Below are 19,950 nucleotides of genomic sequence, written 5' to 3'. Positions count from 1 at the left end.
TATATTGCTATTTTAAAAGAATTAAATTCTCTATATTTCCAAAGAAAACAATATTTAAAAGCCTTTAATATTAAACAAGAAAGATTACAAATTGAACAACAATATGGTTTTCGGGCTTTTATTGGTGCATCTTATTTAAACCCCCAACGCAAAGTTATTAATACTGAAAATCCAGAAGTTGAAAATATAGGCACAATTGCACAAGAAATATCCGCTTCTGGAAGAGGAGAAGATGTAAAACGGTTGTGGATAAAAATTGCGGGAAATGAACATAAATTAATTGTTATTCATGGACAGTCTGGAGTCGGTAAAAGTTCCATTTTACAAGGTGGTTTAATTCCTGCACTCCAACAAGAAACTATTGGAGGACGTGACGCTTTACCCATACTTTTACGGGTTTATACAAATTGGGTAGAAATTTTAGGAGAATCTTTAAAATCAAATGTAGGGACAATTCATGAATTGTCCCTACACTCTACAGATACAATTATTCAACAATTGCGAGAAAATGCCAAGAGGAATTTATTAACGGTTTTGATATTTGATCAATTTGAAGAATTTTTCTTTGTGAATAATAACCAAAAACAAAGAAAACCATTTTATGATTTTTTACGAATCTGTTTAGATATTCCTTTTGTAAAAATTGTCCTTTCCTTGCGGGAAGATTATTTACATTATTTATTAGAATTAGACCGATTAGTTGATTTAACAGTTACTAATAATAACATCCTTGATAAAAATATTCGTTATTATTTGGGTAACTTTTCCAAAGCAGATGCTAAAGCTGTGATTAAAAGCCTCACCGAAAAAACACGCTTTTATTTACAAGCAGAATTAATTGATGAATTAGTCAAAGACTTAGCAGGAGATATGGAAGAGGTAAGGCCAATAGAATTACAAATTTTTGGCACACAATTACAATCAGAGCAAATTACCACATTAGAAAAATATCAAGCATTTGGTAAAGAAAAATTAGTTGAAAATTTTTTAGAAGATATTGTAAAAGATTTTGGTGCAGAAAATGAAAAACTTGCTAGATTGGTTTTATATTTGCTCACCGATAAAAAGGGAACAAGACTTTTAAAAACTCGCGTTGAGTTAGCAGAACAATTAGCAGAAAAAAGTGATAAATTAAATTTTGTTTTAGAAAAATTAGATTTTATTTTAAATATTTTTGTTGCGTCGGGTTTGGTGTTATTTTTACCAGAATCTCCAGCAGATAAATATCAAATAGTCCATGATTATTTAGTAAATTTTATACGTCAAAAACAGGAAAATGAATTATTAGCTGAATTAGCCAATACTGAAAGAGAATTACAAGAAACAGAAGAATTAAGACAAAAATTGATGGAAAAAATCAGGCTGACAAATAAATTGTTACGGGGAGAGCAAGATTAAATTTCAGTTTTTTTAGCCTTGAATTTTGGGTTTTACGGAAATTGTCTGATTGCGCCACTCTACGCTATCAGACATATTCCTATATACGAACACTGCAACCAAAATATTCAGGGTTTAGCAATACTAAACCCCTATAAACTTAATTAACTAACAGCTAATGATTTTTTACTGTAATATTCAGTTTGAGGGTAGACACTGATAATGCTATTTCCAACTTCAAAAAAAGTCCCTTCTTGTTCATGTTTAGAAAATTGCAAATGGGGATATTTAGTAACTAATTCATCAGCAGACATCGATTGAGCAGATATTTTATTTGGTAACAGTCCTGTCGCACCAATGTAAAATACCATAGGAGAAATATTTTCTTGGTACATTTGCTCAACATAAGCTGCTAACTTTTGGTAAGCTGTCGTCATAGCTGCAATCAAATCTTCCCTATTCACAGCTTTACCAGCGTGTTGAGCATATAATAACAACGCCAAACTATGATCATCAAGTTTGTTGAGAATTTCCCCTATCTTGCCATTGATATTAATTCCCAGAAAATCGTCAAAAATCGGTTTCATCAAATCATCAACCTTCGTCAATTTCATTCTTGCAGAAATGGCTTTTTGACGAACAGCAATATTGTCATTAAACACTAGTTCAAATGTAGGTTTCAGAAAAATCTCCCCCGTTTCTTTGTCGTAAACCTCATATCTCCGCCCTAAAAATTGGTTAGCAGAATATAACTTACCCAAATTGAGAATATCCTGATTACCAAAATCAATTTTATAACTGATACGAGAATCAATCGTCTCTGGATATTCCTGAGTAGTGGGAAAATTCAGATAGAGATTTTTCGATAAATAATGTTGTTTTAATTCCTCTACCTGATTACTCACAAATACATCAGATTGATGACGTAAATAAGCAGATAAAATACTCGTGACAACTTTAATTTCTGCTAATTGCGTAAATAGCCCATCAATATTACCAAAATTGATATTTACTGGCACTAATGGTAAATTATCTAACTCAATAGTGTATTCAGCATGAAAATCAAACTTATCTTCCTTAATTACATCCTTCGACTTCAATAAATCAAATACTTGCTTATTACTGACCTTGATATTTAAAGCAGAAACATTAACCTTTCCATCTTTAACAATGGTATAATTATTAAAATTATCCAAATCATTAGCCAACAAACCCGCAACCTCAATCATGGGTGTATTATCTTCAGCTTTTACCAGCTTCACTTTCCGCCTTACCAACATATTAATAGTAGCAGTATTGCGATTGATTGCAAATACACCCATTTGCACAAAATCACCAGGATAAATATCTTCCGTCTGTAACCAAGGAGTAATCAAATCACCATTGATATCTCTAATACCCCTTACCCGCTTAATTCCAGTTCTGTGATAATCTTCCTTTAACTTATGTAAATTCAAAATGATACTTTGACGATGTGCCGATAAAATTTGGATAAGTTCTAACAGGGAAATCTGATGATTTAACTTCGACATAAAACCCCCTAAATTTTATCAGGTAAAAACTCAATCTTCCTCTTTGCGCCTCTGCGTCTTTGCGTGAGGAAAATCCATCTTTCTCTTATTATAGTACATAAGTACCAAAAAGTCAAATTACCACAATGAAGACTAAGATAAAAATAGCTTTACACTTCTTCATAATTAAAACAAACCAATGGCGCGAGATTTACGGGGATTCATTAAAATTCTAGAAGAAAGAGGACAATTAAAGCGAATCTCAGCTTTAGTTGACCCAGATATGGAAATTGCAGAGATTTCCAACCGAATGCTGCAAAAAGGTGGACCAGGATTAATCTTTGAAAACGTTAAAGGTGCATCTTTCCCCGTCGCGGTAAATTTAATGGGGACAGTGGAAAGGATATGCTGGGCGATGAACATGGAAAAACCAGAGGAGTTAGAAACCCTGGGAAAGAAGCTGAGTATGCTTCAGCAACCCAAACCACCTAAAAAGATTTCCCAAGCCATAGATTTTGGTAAAGTGCTGTTTGACGTGGTGAAAGCCAAACCAGGAAGGGACTTTTTTCCGGCTTGTCACCAGGTGGTAGTGGAAGGAAATGATTTAGATTTAAACAAGTTACCTTTAATACGTCCTTATCCGGGAGATGCCGGAAAGATAATTACTCTAGGATTGGTAATTACCAAGGATTGTGAGACAGGAATTCCTAATGTGGGTGTGTATCGCCTACAACTACAATCCAACAATACTATGACCGTACACTGGCTATCAGTGCGGGGGGGTGCGAGACATTTACGCAAAGCGGCAGAACGTGGTAAAAAATTAGAAGTAGCGATCGCTCTGGGTGTAGATCCTCTCATCATTATGGCAGCAGCCACACCCATTCCTGTAGATTTATCAGAATGGTTATTTGCTGGATTGTATGGTGGTTCGGGAGTCAACTTAGCCAAGTGTAAAACCGTAGATTTGGAAGTTCCCGCAGATTCCGAATTTGTCTTAGAAGGGACAATTACACCAGGGGAAGTTTTACCAGATGGACCCTTTGGTGATCACATGGGTTATTACGGTGGTGTAGAAGATTCGCCTTTGGTGCGGTTTCAGTGTATGACACACCGCAAAGATCCAATTTATCTTACCACATTTAGCGGGTTGCCACCGAAAGAAGAAGCAATGATGGCGATCGCTCTCAACCGCATCTATACCCCCATCTTACGCCAACAGGTGTCAGAAATAGTTGATTTCTTCCTGCCAATGGAAGCGTTAAGTTACAAAGCGGCGATTATTTCCATAGATAAAGCCTATCCTGGACAAGCACGAAGAGCAGCCTTGGCCTTTTGGAGTGCGTTACCACAATTTACATACACCAAATTTGTAATTGTGGTTGATAAAGACATAAATGTTCGTGATCCCCGTCAAGTTGTTTGGGCGATAAGTTCCAAAGTAGATCCTACCAGAGATGTATTTATATTACCAAATACCCCCTTTGACACCTTAGATTTTGCTAGTGAAAAACTCGGTTTAGGTGGGAGAATGGGCATAGATGCAACTACGAAAATTCCCCCAGAAACAGAACATGAATGGGGTGAACCATTACAATCAGATGCAGATGTCGCCGCAATGGTAGAACGACGTTGGGCTGAATATGGTTTAGCCGATTTAAAACTCGGAGAAGTTGATCCAAATTTGTTTGGTTACGATATGAAATAATACACACCTTACCACTCCTCTAAGGAGAGGAGTGTTAATTTAAAAATCGAAAGCTGGAGAACACAACCGGATATAAATCTCTCTCGTCTCATCAGTAAAAGCTCTTCTGCCGTGCATTATTCGGGTATTATCAATCATCAAAATATCACCTTTTTGCCAGCAAATATTAGTAGTGATTTTCTCAGCAATTCCATTTAATTCAGCCATAAGTTCATCAGGAATTGGGGAATCATCATCAAATCTCAGAACATCAGGATTTAACTGCATTGCTGGTAAAAGACTATTAATAAAAACCTGATGGTTTCCACATCTACTAGGGATAACTAAAGAACAAATATATTCTAAAAGAATTGATTGATCTTCATATATCGTCACAAGTGTATTATTATTTGCACATATTTCTTCTAATTGATTAACATCATCAATTTTATATTTTTTCTGCCATTGTTCTTGGCTCATTTTAGCTCTAAATTTGAGCTTCTTCTGATTGAATAATTCTTTAGTTGAATTACTTAATTCTGCAAAAAACTGTCTACCATCACACACCGTTGTTTGACCATCGCTTGCAGCGGGATTAGCACAGAAAAACCATAACATTAGGGGAATGTTTTTCTGGTAGTACATTTCTCCATGTAACTTAATCTCTGTTTGGAAATCATTGACACTTAAAATAGTTTTATCATTATTAATGACTTTTCTATTAAAAGCACCACCAGCATAATCTAAAAAATCAGTGCTGAATAAATTGCTAAATTCTCTAAAGATTTCCGTATCAGTCGTAAATCCTCTAAACAGTAAAACTCCATATTCTTTAAATAGATTAATAATTTCTGCTTGGTCTAGTTCCAAAATACTCTTATGATCTTGATTAATGATTTGCTGAACAACTTTTTCAGAAATTGATGGTGTCATAATATTCATGTTAATTAAAAAACCTAGATCAAAGCTTTAAACTCATTGTCATCTATAAATATAGCATTCCTACGCCATCCATACAAATATATAGTGATACATTAATTACCCAGGTGATCCCAGTTTGTTTGCTAAGTAGGTGAATGTAAAAAAACCGTAGACGCGGAATAGCTTCTGGAAGAGTAATATGTAACGAAAAGTAAAATCTCCCAAAACCTCTTTTCTGTTCCCTTGTCATAACGACAATTTTTAACACCAACTTACTTAGATAATCTTCTACTTTACCTATCACATAAAACTCAGTAATACATAAATTGTAGCAATATGTAACTCTAGTTAGCTTCCTATTTACACGCTGTTTGGTAGAATATCTGGGTTGTTTAATCTCATGATTTTCATCTTTGAGTCAGTCAATAGATACCATCAACCTCGATACATTAGCCCAAGAACTAGCAACAATCCAGCAAACAGGTTCTAAACGGATTGCCTTGCTAGGTTCTCGTCATGTGCCAATTACCCATCAGAACCTCATTGAAATGATGACCTATGCCCTGATTCTATCGGGCAACCGCATCATTACCTCTGGTGCTACAGGCACAAACTCTGCTGCCATCCGAGGCGCAACACGGGCAGACCCCAACTTACTCACGGTAATTTTGCCCCAAAGTTTGGAACGGCAACCTCAAGAATCGCGCCAGCAACTAGAACAGGTCATGCACCTGGTGGAAAACCCCAGTAATGATAATCTGTCCTTAGCTGAAGCGAGTTACTTATGTAACAAAGAAATCGTCTCTCGTTGTCAACAACTAATCTGCTTTGCATTTCACGATAGTCGCACTCTCCTACAAACCTGTAGCGATGCAGAAGAACAACGAAAAGTGGTAACACTCTTCTACTTTGACTAGAGTGAATCCCAGTCTTTGCAAAGCTAATGATAGAGATGGAAAATTATCAATGGTTAATGGGTAATAAATTACAGCAGGAGTCAGGAGTAGTAGGGGCGAAGCATTCGGAAAATAACCTTGGACAAAAATTGATAATTGATCGCCCGAATGCTTCGCCCGTACAGTGTATAGGTTTTAATTTAGATGCTGTACATCATTGATCTGCAATCTGCTGTAACTAAATTACCCCTTATCCCTTGGTAAATAATCATCAACACCAAACCCAGCACCCAATTAAATTAGTTTAATGTCTGTATCTCCATTACCAGTACCTGCTATTTTTTTATACTCTATAGTTGTCGCTGCTATTCTCATTTACCTACCCTATTTATTAGTAGCTTTTGCTAGAGTGCAGATAGGATATGATTTGTCTGCTCCTCGCGCCATGTTTGACAAATTACCACCCTATGCTCAACGGGCAACATGGGCCCATGAAAATTCATTTGAAGGGTTTATGGTTTTTGCCGCAGCAGCATTAATGGCTTATGTGACTGGGGTGAATTCTGCCCAAGGAGTAAATGCAGCGATCGCCTTTATTATTGCCCGTTTGCTATACTCTATTTTCTATATTGCCAATATACCCCTGTTGCGATCGCTCATGTTTGGTATAGCGACTTTTAGTTCTGGAACTCTTTTCTTCCTCAGTCTCATGCAAATTAAATAATTAGACTGAGGAAATGAGGAGAATATTTGTCTATCTTTAATTTTCCCTCTTACCAATCACCAACCCTTCGGCTACGCTCAGGGCAAGTCACCAATTACCAATTACCAATTATTTATGGCTTCTACTTTTTCCTTTGATATCGTCAGCGACTTCGACAGACAAGAATTAGTTAATACTATTGATCAAGTCACCAGAGACGTTAAAAGCCGCTACGATCTCAAAGACACTCAAACCACAATCGAATTAGGCGAAGAGAAAATTACCATTGGGACTGACAGCGATTTCACCTTAGAATCTGTCCATACCATCCTCCGAGAAAAAGCCGCCAAGCGTAACCTTTCCCAGAAAATCTTTGAATTTGGCAAAGTCGAATCTGCCAGCGGTAATCGTGTCCGTCAAGAAATCACCCTAAAAAAAGGCATCAGTCAAGAAATAGCTAAACAAATTTCTAAATTGATTCGAGACGAAATTAAAAAAGTTCAAGCCTCAATTCAAGGTGATGCTGTGCGGGTGACAGCAAAATCAAAAGATGATTTACAACTAGTCATTCAACGTCTTAAGCAAGAAGAATTCCCCGTCGCCTTGCAATTTACAAATTATCGTTAATCAGGAGTCAGGAATCGTAGGGGCGAAGCATTCGGGCGATAAATTATCCATTTTTGTCGAAGGCTATTATCCAAATGCTTCGCCCGTACAGTAATCTATCAGAAGTTTAGCTGTCAATTGTCAATTGTCAATTGTCAATTATTTTTTCCGCCGATGCTTTTTTGAAACGCCGGACGTTCAGATATAGCTTTGATATAATTCAAAACTTCTGGATAAGCACTCAAATCTAACTTGAGCATAATCGGGATATAAGAGAGCATTGATCCTACAGCCACATCTGCAACCGTAAAATCATTACCCAGCAAAAAAGGCTGTTTTGCCAAAATTTCATTTAAAGGAGTCAATAACCGTGGCATTTCTCGCTCACGATTAGCTTCTATAAAAATACCTGTTCCTAGACTGGAATTAGCAAATAATACCCACTGAGTGAATATAGCTTTTTCTTCTAGTGAGTCAGCAGTTTTATCGTATTTTTCAGCCAAATAAAGCAAAATCGCCCCAGATTCCCAAAGCTGAAAATCGCCATCAACGATCGCGGGAACTTTACCCATAGGGTTAATTTTGAGGTATTCAGGCTGGAGATGTTCTCCCGCTTGCATATCTAGCAGCACGAACTGATAGGGAACTTTTAGCTCCTCTAGATACCACTGGATAATTGAAGCCCGACTACGAGCGCCGCCGTAAAGTTTTAACATAGTAACCTGAGATTAAAGAACTTTGTGAGTGTGGGAATGTTGTTTCACGTTGTCTTCTTTGGTGACAACTCTAGCTGCATTCAGTACCCGTTTGCGCTCTGTCGTATAATTCAAGTCTGTTTTAGTAGTTCCCAACGGAATCAGAGTTTGGGCTACTTCACGGCGCTTGTAGGTACGAGCAGCAGAAAACAACCGTAATGGAAACTCATCTCCGAATTGCGCCGATTCTGGGAATCCTTCTGGCAACAGCAGTTTATCACCATCTAATACAGATCCCAATTTTGTTGCATAAGCCAGTCTATAAGAGGTAGGAATATTCTTACATATAGCTTCTAAGGCTGCTGAAGGAATGGGTTCTATCACTTCAATTTGATGCACTTCTCCATCATCTTTATAGAAGCACGTAGCTAAACCAAGAACAATATAGTCATCGGTATTGAGATCGTTAGCATCAACATAAGAAATTGTTGTTGTCATCAGAAATGTCTCTTCTAGAATTAGTAATTAGGGATTGGTCAGTTGTCAGTTGTCAGTTGTCAGTTGTCAGTTGTCAGTTGTCAGTTGTCAGTTGTCAAGTTGTCAGTTGTCAGTTGTCAGTTGTCAGTAGAAAAAATATTCTCCCTGCCCTCCGGTCACTGAGCGTAGCCGAAGTGCTGCCCCCCTTCCTCTTCTCTGTCACCTACATTAAAATTTACACTTCAATTCTTTAGAATTTTACTGATTCAGGAATTGGACTTGGGTATGAAGTATACATTAATAGGTTTATGACTGGCCTTGTTTAAAGAGGTGAAAATCACCTTCTTCAATCATCCTAGAGTCATCAGGACACAAAAACTGTAACTTTATTTAACAAACTAAGTAAATCACATAGGCAAAGTATGGATAAGCACTCTTTTTTAAATTCTGGTATACAAAACAATCAAATCTCTGTTTTTGATCAGAACAATCCTTGTTATCAATTTACGGGGTTACAGGATAGTAATGAATTAATGCTAGAAGAACGTTATCTCCGCTCTTGTGCTTTGAAGTTAGCACAACAAGGGGATTACAGCAAAGCGATCGCTCTTTTAAGTCATCTCATTGACCATCATCCTGAAAACGCTGTTGATTACAATAACCGGGGGCTGATTTATTTTCAAAGTGGTGATAGCCAAAAAGCTATCTGTGATTATAACAAAGCCCTAAATTTAAATTCTAAGTTAGCTAGTGCCTACAATAACCGGGCTAATTATTACGCTGCTTGTGGGCAGTTAAACGCAGCCTTGGCTGATTACGAACAAGCATTGGATTTAAACCCCCATCATGTCCGGGCTTGGATTAATCGGAGTATTACTTTACGGGACTTGGGAGAATATGCTGAAGCTATCGAAAATTTAGAAATTGCTCTCCTATTTGATCAATTAAAAGGCAACATTTGGGCTGAACGTGGACGGACTTATCATCTTTGGGGCGATTGGAATTGTGCGATCGCTGATTATCGTCGCGCCCTCACAGAATTACCAGCTTTGAGTAGTCAAAATGTCTCCGGTTATCGTTTACGGTTACAAATAGAAAATTGGTTAAACGAATTACTATTTTTTGAAGACTAATGCTTCTAATTCTTCTTTCTGATAGCGCAGCGTGGCGTAAGCCATACTCCTGACAACTGACCACTAACCCTAATTTAGTAGATTTAACGATTAAAACTGAGTAGAAACTGGAATTTTATCAGTAAACAAAAATTTACATCATTTGGTAGTGACCCTAAAAACCATGATGATTAATATATTTTTTGCACTTTTATGGTGCTAAATCAGGTTGTTTCGTTACAGTCTGATCTGGATTCATCAAGATAACTGGACGCTGACTAGGGTCAAAGCGGTATGATTTTTGTTGCATAATACTTTTAGCCTGGCTGGGATCAAAGTTGCGGCTAAATTCTGTCTGCAAATTCTGGACACGCCCTTCCATAACTTTGACTTCGGTACGTACTTCTCGCAACTTATCCTGTTGTGACCAATGATAAGGCAATAATTGTACTAAAGCAGATACTGCTGCTGCACTAATAACTATATTAACTGCTACTTTAGCGGTAGTTTCTAGTGCCATTACCTGATAAGCACGTTGGCGTAAATGTCGTTTAGGTCGTGGTGTAATCCGGCGTTGTTCTACGGGCTGTAGAGGTGGTTTTGAGGGTTGGAACGCGTTCATGTTGCTAACAAGAGGCTTGCATAATTTACGGTAATTACCGTCAGAAGCAAACAGGTGCTAATTGCGGCTTGATTTAGCTGCCATATTACTCCATTTTTCAGAAATTTATACAAGTATGAAGATGAATAAAATATTACCTAGTAAAGTAAAGTGTAATTTTCATAAATCCTCATAGCAGATAACCACAAGCATTTAGAAACTACACCTTCTTGTACTAGGCCTGTTCACCTGTAACAGAGTTACGTTGGTGTTATTTGTATAGTTCTGTCGCTAACCGCCAAGCTAGAATTCCTGGAATTAGTGCCACAACCAAAGCAATGTAAACTTGAGTATCTGAGATAGGCATGGTGGAAATCCTCCTAAATTCAACTAGATTTTCAACACTCCGCTTACTACTTTTCCCTGTTTTGCCAAGATTAGGAAACATCTTGTTACAAGATGCAACAAAAACCGGGGATTTGTCAGTTGTCAGTGGTCGGTTGTTAGAAGTTTTCCCTGCCCCCTGCGCCCCTGCCTCTTCTCTGTCACCTGTAACCTGTCACCTGTCACCTTCTTACCTAAAATCTATGACATTATCACTCGGTATTGACTTTGGCACTTCTGGCGCTAGGGGTGTGGTGATTGATGAAGAAGGTCGGATTCTGTGCGAAATGCGCCATTCTTGGCAGGTGGGGACTATTGATTGGGTAGATTGCTGGAAAGAGGCTTTATGGAGTCTTCTAGGGCAAATTCCGGGGGTGTTAAGAGGGGAAATCGGGGCGATCGCTCTTAATGGCACTTCTTCAACTATTTTGCTGACCGATGGGGCTGGAGAGCCAGTAGACGCACCCCTATTGTACAATGATGATCGGGGGGCAATGGCTTTAGAACAGTTGAGCAGGATTGCACCACCTAACCACACGGTATTAAGTGCTACATCTAGTCTAGCGAAGCTGCTGTGGATGCAACAATTACCTTCTTTCGGACAAGCTAGATATTTATTGCATCAAGCCGATTGGCTGGGGTTTCTCTTGCATGGAAAATTAGGGATTAGCGATTACCACAATGCGTTAAAGCTAGGCTATGACGTAGAAAAATTGCAATATCCAGAATGGCTAGAACAGCTACAAATTCCCCTCCAGTTACCGCAAGTCTTAGCACCTGGAACAGCTATTGGTGAATTACGTCCCCAGATAGTAGCTGAATTTGGCTTTAGAGGTGATTGTTTGGTGGTTGCAGGAACAACAGATAGTATTGCGGCTTTTCTAGCTAGTGGCGCTAAATTTCCGGGAGAAGCGGTAACTTCCCTTGGTTCAACTTTGGTGTTAAAACTTTTAAGTCGTCATAAAATCGAAGATGCGCGATATGGGATTTACAGCCATCGTTTAGGAGATTTGTGGTTGACTGGTGGTGCTTCCAATACTGGTGGTGCTGTTTTAAAGCAATTTTTCAGTGATGTAGAGTTAGTGAGATTAAGTGCCGAAATTGATCCCACTCAAGCTAGTGAGTTAGATTATTATCCATTATTAAAACCAGGCGATCGCTTTCCCATTAATGATCCCCAACTATTGCCACAACTAGAACCACGTCCCGATAGTCCCCAAGAATTTCTACATGGTTTATTAGAAAGTATGGCTAGAATAGAAACGCGAGGATATGAACTATTACAACAATTAGGCGCAGATCCATTAACTAATATTTATACAGCCGGTGGTGGTGCAGCTAATTCCACTTGGACAGCCATTCGCCAACGTTATTTAAAAGTACCAATTGTTTCATCAAGTAATACAGAAGCAGCTTATGGAACGGCACTTTTAGCAAGGGGAATAAATTAGTTAAAAATTCAATTTAGTTTATTCCAGTCTAAGCAGTTCAAATAATTCAATTATTAATTTACATCATCATGAAATTAATTACCAAGCTATTTTCTCAAATGTCTATTAACCGTAGTTTTCCGCAAATCCTGGTTGTGTTTTTAATCATTACCAGCCTGTTTTCTTGTAGTTTAGGTGTGAATGAAAATAGTACCTCTGCAAATGCGAAGAATCCAGAACAGAGACGGTTAAACCAAAATGTTTTACCCAAATCTATTGAGCGAAAAGTTTTAAGAAATGCTTCTAGACTTTCTGGGTTAAAAATCAATAATTTGCAAATTACTCAAGTCACAGCTACCAACTTTGGCAATCCCTGTATGTTCAAATTTGGGGAAATTTGCACAAAAGAATATAACCCTATTCCCGGTTGGAGAGTCATTGTCCAAGTTAAAGAACAAGCCTGGACTTATCATGTTAATAAATCCGGTTCACAAATTCTCCTAGATCCGAAAATCAACACTAATAAATTACCGAAAAAAATCGCTAATGCCGTTTTGAGTGACGCTTCTAAACGTTCTGGTTTAGCAGTAAATGCCCTGAAAATTACTCAATCAACACAGAAAACTTTTAGTAACCGCTGTACATTTGGCTTTGGTGAAGTCTGCGCCCAAATATTTGATCCTATTGAAGGTTGGGAAGTGATTGTGAAAGTCAAAAGCCAATTCTGGACTTATCATGTAGATATAACAGGCTCAAGCATCGTTTTAGATCCTCAAGTCACTAAAACCGCTGTGAGGAAGTAAAAATGTCATGATAATGAGTATATAGTTATAGCGTTTCCTAGCCTACCAATGTACAAATTTATCTGCGTTTATCTGCGTCAATCATCTTCTATCTGCGGTTAATTCTTGCTTCGGTGTACCTCACTTAAATGGGAATCACCCTATAGGCTGAATAACCCAATTTTATAACCGTAAATCATCAAAGTTAACACCCAAAAATCAATGAGTGAACCAATTAAATGGACTGCTGAGGCAGAAGCGAAACTCAAAGACATTCCTTTTTTTGTCCGTCCTTTTGCTCGTAAAAAGATTGAAACTTATGCTCAGGAGAATAATCTTTCTCCTATCACTATCGAAATTTACGAACAGGCAAAGAAACAGTTCAATAAAAAATATGATTAATTGATCAAAATGGTTTTTTACTATTTTCTCTAAAAATCATCCAATTTTACTCAGGACTTACGTAACTGACACATTGGTATGGTGCGTCAGATATCACCAATTACCAATCACCAAAACCCAATACTGAAAATGGTGCGTACAATTTTCATTTTCTCATATATAATTATAGATTGTGTTGAATTAAAGCCATACCATGCCTAAATTAAAGACTCGCAAGGCAGCGGCGAAGAGATTCCGCGCCACCGGTAGCGGTAAAATCGTCCGCCGTAAACCGTTCAAAAACCACCTGTTAGAGCATAAATCCTCTAGCAAAAAAAGCAATATGTCAAAAATGGCAGTTGTTCATGAACGGGACGAACCTAACGTGCGTTTAATGCTTCCATATTTGTAAAAGATCACAGGTAGTAAGATATGACTCGGGTAAAACGCGGTAATGTAGCTCGTAAACGCCGCAATAAAATTCTCAAATTAGCTAAAGGTTTTCGTGGTTCTCACTCAACTTTGTTTAGAACCGCTAACCAGCAGGTAATGAAGGCGCTTCGCAGTGCTTACCGCGATCGCAAAAAGAAGAAACGTGATTTCCGTCGTCTGTGGATAGCACGGATTAACGCAGCTTCTAGACAACATGGCTTAAGCTACAGCCGCTTGATTGGTAATTTGAAAAAGGCCAATGTGGAACTAAACCGCAAAATGTTGGCACAAATGGCAATTCTTGATCCTGCAAGCTTCGCTAAAATTGCAGAACTGGCAAACTCAGTTAACGGATAAAGGTGGCAACGGATGAATAACGGATGTAACAGATGGCCTCTTCGGAGAATTCAAAATTAAAAATAAAAAAACCTTTTTGAGTTTTTAATTGGAGCAAAACGAAAGTCTATTATGAATAAGTTACATCTGGTATTATCCGCTACCTTGTCTTTGATTTTTTGTCTATTTTTTCTCAGCGCGAACTTAACTGCATCTGCCGCAACAATGGCGGAAATTCAGCAGCGAGGCTACTTAAATGTGGCAGTTAAGGATAACTTTCGTCCGTTAGGATTTAGGGATGATCAAGGCAATTTGCAAGGCTTAGAAATTGATTTAGCCAAGCAATTAGCAAATGATTTGTTGGGTAAAAGTGACGCTGTAAAATTGCAACCAGTAGCTAACAGCGATCGCTTACCTGTAGTCTTTAATCAGCAAGTTGATTTAGCGATCGCCAGAGTCACAGCCACAGAATCACGTTCTCGCATCGTTAGCTTCAGTGTTCCTTACTATTATGATGGTGCAGCAGTAGTTACAAAAAACACATCAATTCAGGAACTAAAAGATTTAGGGAAACGCAAAATAGCGGTTATTAACTACTCTAGCACTATTCCCTACTTGAAATACTTTATACCTAATTCTGAATTAGTTAGTGTAAACTCTTATGCCCAAGGACGGGAAAAAATAGAAAGTAATCAAGCAGATGCTTTTGCGGCGGATTTTAGCGTTCTTAGTGGTTTAGTGCAAGCATATCCTCAGTATCGCATATTGCCAACTAAACTATCAGCAGAACCATTATCTGTAGTCATGCCCAAAGGATTGCAGTATGATGAATTAAGAAGGAAAGTGAATGAAGCGATCGCTCGTTATACAGTTACAGGTTGGCTAAAAGAACGGATAGAATATTGGGGATTACAGTAATTAGTGAATCATATACAACCTAATAACTGATAATAGATAGAGTATTTTAATATTTTGTATTTGTAGAAAATGGATAGCAATTTAGTCGTCATTTATCTCTCAATTTTTGTTGGTTTACTTGCATTTGCAGGTGTAAGTGTTTTTCGTCAAGTATTCAAAACCCGCAGACTGGAAAACTCCCTGAGTAAATTGAAAACCAAATTAACTAAAGAAAAAGGTACGGCTCAAGAATATTATGAATTAGCTAGTATCTATTCAGAAAAACAAGTATTTAGTCAATCCATACCGTTATTTCAAAAAGCTCTAAAAGCAGCCGAAGAAGAGGGAGAAGACGCTGTAGCTCCCATTTACAACGGTTTAGGATATGTTTACTTTGCTCAAGAGCAATATGACTTAGCAATTCGTCAGTACAAAGAAGCCATCAAATTGAACCCAGATTATGTATCAGCTCTCAATAATCTTGGACACGCTTACGAAAAGAAAAAATTGAATGCTCAAGCTTTAGAAATGTATGAAGCAACACTCAAATTAGCACCCAATAATGCTGTTGCTAAACGTCGGGCTGAATCTTTGCGTCGCTTAGTTTCTATCTAATTTGTAGAGACGTTCCATGGAACGTCTCTACTTCTCAATAATACATATTTAAATTAGGATGATTTTGATGAAAATTAGCCTCTTAATCTTACGGTTTCTCATCTCTAGTTGAGGAATCAATAAATGTACTTTTTACAAAAATGTGCAACATGATTAAGAGGCTAAATTTTTTTTACCAGTTGACTATTACCATTATTATTTGCATTAACATCTTTATAGCATTTCCTAACATTGTCTCCGCCCAGGAATCAGTAATTTCTCATCCCCTCAACCCCTTAACAGAGACAGAAATTAATACAGCCGTTACCATACTCAAACAGAAAAAAACCTTGAGTGAAACCGCAATTTTTCCCATAATTGCCTTGCAAGAACCTGATAAAAAAGAAGTCTTAAATTTTACACCTGGTCAATCATTTCAACGCCAGGTTTTTTTGCAAGTTTATGAAAGAGAATTGAACAAAACCTTCACAGGAACAGTTAACTTAAATACTCAAAACCTCACTTCCTGGCAAGAAATACCCCACGTGCAACCTGCTATTCTAGCCCCAGATTATGACATAGCTAGGGAAGTAGTAAAATCAGATTTGCGTTGGCAGAAAGCCATGCAGAAACGCGGAATTAAAGATTTTAATGATGTAGAAATTAGTTGCTGGGGAGCAGGAATACTCAACAATCAAGAAGCTAAATCTGGTAATCGGATTTGTCGAGCATTATCTTATTATCAAGGTAAACATTGGAATTTTTATGCTCGTCCCATAGAAGGTGTTTTAGTCACAGTCAATTTAAATAAAGGTGAAGTTGATAGTTTTGTTGATAACGGTATAGTTCCTTTTTCTCAAGAAAATTGGGATTATGATATTAATGCTTTTAATCGCCTAATTGCACCACCAAAACCCTTAAAGATTAATCAACCAGAAGGTACAACTTTCACAATTCAAGATCATGAAATTAGTTGGCAAGGTTGGAAATTCCGTTACTTAATGCACCCCCGTGAAGGGCTAGTTTTATATCTTGTTAAATACAATGATGGTGAAAAAGACAGATCGATTTTATATCGTGGTAGTCTCTCAGAAATGGCAGTTCCTTATGGCGATTCTCACCCAAATTGGTCATTTCGTAATGCCTTTGATGTAGGAGAATATAATCTAGGCTTACTCGCAAATCAATTAGAATTAGGTAAAGAAATTCCTGAAAATGGCGTTTTACTAAATACAGTTTTTGCTAATACTGAAGGAGAAGCTTTCACTATACCAGGATTAATTGGGATTTATGAAAGAGATAACGGTATCCTTTGGAAACATTTTGAATACAAAACTCAAAAAAATTATATCCGTCGTAATCGTGAATTAGTCATGAAAATGATTACAACAATTGATAATTATGATTACAGTATCAATTGGATATTTCGTCAAGATGGTACGTTAGAAGTAGAAAATGAGTTAACAGGTATTGACTTACCCCAGGGAACAGCAAACACAAAACAAACTGAAAATAAGTCTTTTGGTAGATTATTAGCTAAAAATATCTTTGGAGTAAATCACCAACACTTTTTTAACTATCGCTTAGATTTAGATATAGACGGACAAGCTAATTCTGTCATGGAAATGAATGTTGAAGCCTTACCAATGGGTGATAAAAATCCGTTAGGAAACGTGATAACTGTAGAAGATACACTACTAAAAACCGAAAAAGCTGCCGTGCGTGATTTAGATATTAAACATAGTCGAGAATGGATGATTACTAGTGCAGAGAAAGAGAATAATTTAGGTGTTCCTCCCGCATATATGTTAACACCAGGTGGAAATACAATTTTGTATGCTGTGGAAGGTGCAAATATTCGGAAAAAAGCTGGTTTTGCAACTCATCACTTTTGGGCAACAAAATATAAATCCAGTGAAATGTACGCAGGTGGCGATTATCCCAATCAAACAAAAATGGGAGAAGGTTTACCAAAATATATTGCTGATAATGAATCTGTAAATAATGAAGATTTAGTTGTCTGGTACACAATGGGAATAACTCATGTTCCTCGTCCAGAAGACTGGCCAGTAATGCCAACTCACCGCGTTGGTTTTAAATTGATGCCCAGGGGATTTTTTAATAGGAATCCCGCAATTAATTTGGGTGAGTAAATTCTCGTTACCTGTCTCTGACAGGTAATGCAATATGTGAAACTCTGCCTAAATTATAAAAAATATTAAACTTTACTACAATCCCAGATGATTAATTAAATGTACTGTATAATTTAAGCCAAAGTGTAGAATGATATTACTTTTGGAGGTAATAATTATGGTAAATCAGCTATTTTATGGGGATAATTTAGAAGTATTACGGAAACATATTAAAGATGAAACTGTTGATCTTTGCTATATTGATCCCCCATTTAATTCTAAACGTAATTATAACCAAATTTATAATAATATCGGCAAAGAAGATCAAACACAAGCTCAGGCTTTTATAGATACATGGACATGGGATAATCACGCCAATCAAGGTTTAGTAGAAATTCAAGAAAATTATCTAGGTCATTTTACATCTCAAAGTATTGATCTGATTTCTGGTTTAACAAAAGTTCTAGGAAAAGGAAGCCTGTTAGCATACTTGGTGAGTATGACTTTGCGGGTTGCTGAAATTCACAGAGTTTTGAAATCTACAGGTAGTTTCTATCTGCATTGTGATCCAAGTGCTTCTCATTATTTAAAAACTATTTTAGATGCTATTTTTTGTTCACAGGGTGGGGATTTTAAAAATGAAATTGTCTGGAAACGGACATCAGGTCATAGTGATTCCAGTAAATATGGCAGCGTTCATGATGTAATTTTTTACTATACTAAAAGTTTAAAAATCACATGGAATCAAGTATATCAAAAATATGAGCAAAACTATATTGATAAATATTACAGATATCAGGATGAAGATGGTAGAAAATGGATGTCTGATAATTTAAGTGCTGCTGGTTTAGCTGGTGGTGGTTATCAATATGAATGGAATGGAGTTACAAAATTGTGGAGATGTCCAAAAACAACAATGGAAAAACTTGATGCAGAAGGTAAAATTTATTATACTAAAAATCGTGTTGCTAGGATCAAAAGATATTTAGATGAAAGTAAAGGATTACCTGTTCAAGATGCTTGGAATGATATAGAAGCTTTGCGTTCTTGGCATAAAGAACTATTAGGATATCCCACACAAAAACCTGAATCTCTACTAGAAAGAATCATCAAAGCTAGTAGCAACGAAGGTGATATAATATTGGATGCTTATTGTGGTTGTGGAACAACAGTAGCTGTCTCACAAAAACTAAATCGTCAGTGGGTTGGAATTGATATTACCTATCAAAGCATTGGTTTAATTCTCAAGAGATTAGAAGAATCTTTGGGTAAAGGAGTGTTAGATACTATTAATATTAGTGGTATTCCTAAAGATATGAAATCGGCGGAAGCTTTAGCATTGAAAAAAGATGATCGTACCCGTAAAGAATTTGAAAAATGGGCAGTTTTAACCTATTCTAATAATCGTGCCACCATTAATCAAAAGAAAGGTGCTGATAAAGGTATTGATGGGATTGCTTATTTCACAGGAGATCAAGATGAACCAGAAAAGATTATTTTACAGGTAAAATCAGGTAATGTTAAATCTGGAGATATTCGAGATTTACAAGGGACAATTACTCTCACAGGTGCAGCATTAGGGGTTTTTATTACTCTCAAACCACCTACTAAAGAGATGATTAAAACTGCTAAAGAAGCAGGAATTTATAAAAGCCGCTATATGAGTCAACCTGTAGATACAATTCGTATTGTCACCGTACAGGAAATCATCGAAGAACAAAAACGTTTAGATATTCTTCTGACTCTAGAAGTGATGAAATCTGCTGAAAAACAAACGGAAGTTCAACAAACACAACTAGACCTTTTTTCTTAAGGCTCAGTTAATGTCTTCAATAAATAGTTTCCCAGATACTCACACTTACTCTATTAGTGCAAGCGTGCCAAAACCATAATGGGAGCGTGTGGAGTATGTCACTATAAAATCATCAGTAAAACAACATTTATCTACAAAAATTGATACAAATATTTGTCAAATTATTAAGAGTTATTTACTTAA

At 37.0% G+C, this 19,950-nt stretch carries 22 protein-coding genes and 1 pseudogene; 16 read left to right on the top strand and 7 right to left on the bottom strand.

The window, feature by feature from the left end; genetic code table 11:
- Window positions 1-1,398 (top strand): annotated as a pseudogene (locus FJR04_RS22490) (hypothetical protein); the annotation flags it as partial.
- Window positions 1,399-1,541: 143 nt separating this feature from the next.
- Here FJR04_RS22490 and FJR04_RS22485 read toward each other — a convergent pair.
- Window positions 1,542-2,909, bottom strand: coding sequence for a hypothetical protein (locus FJR04_RS22485; RefSeq protein WP_168498991.1), 1,368 nt, complete (start codon window positions 2,907-2,909; stop codon window positions 1,542-1,544).
- 178 nt (window positions 2,910-3,087) lie between these two features.
- On the opposite strand from FJR04_RS22485, the gene FJR04_RS22480 reads away from it, so the two are divergent.
- Window positions 3,088-4,596 (top strand): UbiD family decarboxylase, encoded by a 1,509-nt coding sequence (locus FJR04_RS22480; RefSeq protein ID WP_168498989.1) that lies wholly within the window; start codon window positions 3,088-3,090, stop codon window positions 4,594-4,596.
- Between the two features lie 39 nt (window positions 4,597-4,635).
- Here FJR04_RS22480 and FJR04_RS22475 read toward each other — a convergent pair whose 3' ends face one another.
- Together FJR04_RS22475 and FJR04_RS22470 are read right to left on the bottom strand one after the other, a co-directional pair.
- Window positions 4,636-5,508: a TauD/TfdA family dioxygenase gene (locus FJR04_RS22475; RefSeq protein WP_254445349.1), complete on the bottom strand. Its 873-nt coding sequence runs from the start codon at window positions 5,506-5,508 to the stop codon at window positions 4,636-4,638.
- A 52-nt stretch (window positions 5,509-5,560) separates the two neighbouring features.
- The gene (locus FJR04_RS22470) at window positions 5,561-5,800 is read right to left on the bottom strand and encodes a hypothetical protein (protein ID WP_168498986.1); all 240 of its coding nucleotides are present in this window, start codon (window positions 5,798-5,800) and stop codon (window positions 5,561-5,563) included.
- Between the two features lie 109 nt (window positions 5,801-5,909).
- On the opposite strand from FJR04_RS22470, the gene FJR04_RS22465 reads away from it, so the two are divergent.
- The 4 genes from FJR04_RS22465 (at window position 5,910) to FJR04_RS22450 (ending at window position 7,722) form a co-directional block, all read left to right on the top strand.
- On the top strand, window positions 5,910-6,413 hold the full coding sequence (locus tag FJR04_RS22465) for a DNA recombination-mediator protein A (RefSeq protein WP_168498984.1): 504 nt from the start codon (window positions 5,910-5,912) through the stop codon (window positions 6,411-6,413).
- 26 nt (window positions 6,414-6,439) lie between these two features.
- Window positions 6,440-6,613: a hypothetical protein gene (locus FJR04_RS22460; protein WP_217359474.1), complete on the top strand. Its 174-nt coding sequence runs from the start codon at window positions 6,440-6,442 to the stop codon at window positions 6,611-6,613.
- 86 nt (window positions 6,614-6,699) lie between these two features.
- Complete coding sequence (locus FJR04_RS22455; RefSeq protein WP_168498982.1) at window positions 6,700-7,116, top strand: MAPEG family protein; 417 nt, start codon at window positions 6,700-6,702, stop codon at window positions 7,114-7,116.
- A gap of 114 nt (window positions 7,117-7,230) precedes the next feature.
- Window positions 7,231-7,722: a YajQ family cyclic di-GMP-binding protein gene (locus FJR04_RS22450; protein WP_168498980.1), complete on the top strand. Its 492-nt coding sequence runs from the start codon at window positions 7,231-7,233 to the stop codon at window positions 7,720-7,722.
- 134 nt (window positions 7,723-7,856) lie between these two features.
- Here the strand turns inward: FJR04_RS22450 and FJR04_RS22445 are convergent, their stop codons facing one another.
- Together FJR04_RS22445 and FJR04_RS22440 are read right to left on the bottom strand one after the other, a co-directional pair.
- Window positions 7,857-8,417 (bottom strand): glutathione S-transferase family protein, encoded by a 561-nt coding sequence (locus FJR04_RS22445; protein ID WP_168498978.1) that lies wholly within the window; start codon window positions 8,415-8,417, stop codon window positions 7,857-7,859.
- Between the two features lie 12 nt (window positions 8,418-8,429).
- Window positions 8,430-8,894, bottom strand: a complete 465-nt coding sequence (locus tag FJR04_RS22440) for a hypothetical protein (RefSeq protein ID WP_168498976.1) — start codon at window positions 8,892-8,894, stop codon at window positions 8,430-8,432.
- Between the two features lie 401 nt (window positions 8,895-9,295).
- On the opposite strand from FJR04_RS22440, the gene FJR04_RS22435 reads away from it, so the two are divergent.
- Entirely contained in the window at window positions 9,296-10,006 is a 711-nt protein-coding gene (locus FJR04_RS22435) for a tetratricopeptide repeat protein (RefSeq protein WP_168498974.1), read from the top strand.
- 190 nt (window positions 10,007-10,196) lie between these two features.
- Here the strand turns inward: FJR04_RS22435 and FJR04_RS22430 are convergent, their stop codons facing one another.
- A complete protein-coding gene (locus FJR04_RS22430; RefSeq protein ID WP_168498972.1) occupies window positions 10,197-10,607 on the bottom strand; it encodes a hypothetical protein in 411 nt (136 codons plus the stop codon).
- Window positions 10,608-10,857: 250 nt separating this feature from the next.
- A complete protein-coding gene (psaM, locus tag FJR04_RS22425; protein ID WP_027404816.1) occupies window positions 10,858-10,953 on the bottom strand; it encodes a photosystem I reaction center subunit XII in 96 nt (31 codons plus the stop codon).
- A gap of 220 nt (window positions 10,954-11,173) precedes the next feature.
- Here psaM and FJR04_RS22420 point away from each other — a divergent pair, with 220 nt between their 5' ends.
- The 9 genes from FJR04_RS22420 (at window position 11,174) to FJR04_RS22380 (ending at window position 19,767) form a co-directional block, all read left to right on the top strand.
- A complete protein-coding gene (locus FJR04_RS22420; RefSeq protein ID WP_168498970.1) occupies window positions 11,174-12,421 on the top strand; it encodes an FGGY-family carbohydrate kinase in 1,248 nt (415 codons plus the stop codon).
- A gap of 68 nt (window positions 12,422-12,489) precedes the next feature.
- Complete coding sequence (locus FJR04_RS22415) at window positions 12,490-13,203, top strand: hypothetical protein (protein WP_168498968.1); 714 nt, start codon at window positions 12,490-12,492, stop codon at window positions 13,201-13,203.
- Between the two features lie 201 nt (window positions 13,204-13,404).
- On the top strand, window positions 13,405-13,584 hold the full coding sequence (locus FJR04_RS22410) for a PCP reductase family protein (RefSeq protein ID WP_168498966.1): 180 nt from the start codon (window positions 13,405-13,407) through the stop codon (window positions 13,582-13,584).
- A gap of 193 nt (window positions 13,585-13,777) precedes the next feature.
- Window positions 13,778-13,975: a 50S ribosomal protein L35 gene (rpmI, locus tag FJR04_RS22405; RefSeq protein ID WP_071992743.1), complete on the top strand. Its 198-nt coding sequence runs from the start codon at window positions 13,778-13,780 to the stop codon at window positions 13,973-13,975.
- Window positions 13,976-13,995: 20 nt separating this feature from the next.
- Window positions 13,996-14,352 carry a 50S ribosomal protein L20 gene (gene rplT, locus FJR04_RS22400; protein ID WP_168498964.1) on the top strand — a complete coding sequence of 119 codons (357 nt, stop codon included), beginning with the start codon at window positions 13,996-13,998 and terminating at the stop codon, window positions 14,350-14,352.
- 111 nt (window positions 14,353-14,463) lie between these two features.
- The gene (locus tag FJR04_RS22395) at window positions 14,464-15,249 is read left to right on the top strand and encodes a transporter substrate-binding domain-containing protein (protein ID WP_168498962.1); all 786 of its coding nucleotides are present in this window, start codon (window positions 14,464-14,466) and stop codon (window positions 15,247-15,249) included.
- Between the two features lie 69 nt (window positions 15,250-15,318).
- Window positions 15,319-15,843: a tetratricopeptide repeat protein gene (locus FJR04_RS22390; protein WP_168498960.1), complete on the top strand. Its 525-nt coding sequence runs from the start codon at window positions 15,319-15,321 to the stop codon at window positions 15,841-15,843.
- A gap of 149 nt (window positions 15,844-15,992) precedes the next feature.
- A complete protein-coding gene (locus FJR04_RS22385; RefSeq protein WP_168498958.1) occupies window positions 15,993-17,975 on the top strand; it encodes a primary-amine oxidase in 1,983 nt (660 codons plus the stop codon).
- Between the two features lie 157 nt (window positions 17,976-18,132).
- A complete protein-coding gene (locus tag FJR04_RS22380) occupies window positions 18,133-19,767 on the top strand; it encodes a DNA methyltransferase (protein WP_168498956.1) in 1,635 nt (544 codons plus the stop codon).
- Window positions 19,768-19,950 lie beyond the last annotated feature (183 nt).

The organism is Anabaena sp. UHCC 0204 (assembly GCF_009711975.1).
Classification (GTDB): Bacteria; Cyanobacteriota; Cyanobacteriia; order Cyanobacteriales; family Nostocaceae; genus Dolichospermum.
The sequence above is the reverse complement of the archived record's forward strand: the minus strand, read 5'-3'. Positions and strand labels throughout refer to the sequence as shown.

Coding starts and splice junctions, on each gene's coding strand:
- FJR04_RS22385 (WP_168498958.1), top strand. CDS start 15,993: ATGATTAAGAGGCTAAATTTTTTTTACCAGTTGACTATTACCATTATT.
- FJR04_RS22420 (WP_168498970.1), top strand. CDS start 11,174: ATGACATTATCACTCGGTATTGACTTTGGCACTTCTGGCGCTAGGGGT.
- psaM (WP_027404816.1), bottom strand. CDS start 10,953: ATGCCTATCTCAGATACTCAAGTTTACATTGCTTTGGTTGTGGCACTA.
- FJR04_RS22480 (WP_168498989.1), top strand. CDS start 3,088: ATGGCGCGAGATTTACGGGGATTCATTAAAATTCTAGAAGAAAGAGGA.
- rplT (WP_168498964.1), top strand. CDS start 13,996: ATGACTCGGGTAAAACGCGGTAATGTAGCTCGTAAACGCCGCAATAAA.
- FJR04_RS22435 (WP_168498974.1), top strand. CDS start 9,296: ATGGATAAGCACTCTTTTTTAAATTCTGGTATACAAAACAATCAAATC.
- FJR04_RS22460 (WP_217359474.1), top strand. CDS start 6,440: ATGATAGAGATGGAAAATTATCAATGGTTAATGGGTAATAAATTACAG.
- FJR04_RS22395 (WP_168498962.1), top strand. CDS start 14,464: ATGAATAAGTTACATCTGGTATTATCCGCTACCTTGTCTTTGATTTTT.
- rpmI (WP_071992743.1), top strand. CDS start 13,778: ATGCCTAAATTAAAGACTCGCAAGGCAGCGGCGAAGAGATTCCGCGCC.
- FJR04_RS22445 (WP_168498978.1), bottom strand. CDS start 8,417: ATGTTAAAACTTTACGGCGGCGCTCGTAGTCGGGCTTCAATTATCCAG.
- FJR04_RS22410 (WP_168498966.1), top strand. CDS start 13,405: ATGAGTGAACCAATTAAATGGACTGCTGAGGCAGAAGCGAAACTCAAA.
- FJR04_RS22380 (WP_168498956.1), top strand. CDS start 18,133: ATGGTAAATCAGCTATTTTATGGGGATAATTTAGAAGTATTACGGAAA.
- FJR04_RS22390 (WP_168498960.1), top strand. CDS start 15,319: ATGGATAGCAATTTAGTCGTCATTTATCTCTCAATTTTTGTTGGTTTA.
- FJR04_RS22475 (WP_254445349.1), bottom strand. CDS start 5,508: ATGACACCATCAATTTCTGAAAAAGTTGTTCAGCAAATCATTAATCAA.
- FJR04_RS22440 (WP_168498976.1), bottom strand. CDS start 8,894: ATGACAACAACAATTTCTTATGTTGATGCTAACGATCTCAATACCGAT.
- FJR04_RS22430 (WP_168498972.1), bottom strand. CDS start 10,607: ATGAACGCGTTCCAACCCTCAAAACCACCTCTACAGCCCGTAGAACAA.
- FJR04_RS22455 (WP_168498982.1), top strand. CDS start 6,700: ATGTCTGTATCTCCATTACCAGTACCTGCTATTTTTTTATACTCTATA.
- FJR04_RS22450 (WP_168498980.1), top strand. CDS start 7,231: ATGGCTTCTACTTTTTCCTTTGATATCGTCAGCGACTTCGACAGACAA.
- FJR04_RS22415 (WP_168498968.1), top strand. CDS start 12,490: ATGAAATTAATTACCAAGCTATTTTCTCAAATGTCTATTAACCGTAGT.
- FJR04_RS22485 (WP_168498991.1), bottom strand. CDS start 2,909: ATGTCGAAGTTAAATCATCAGATTTCCCTGTTAGAACTTATCCAAATT.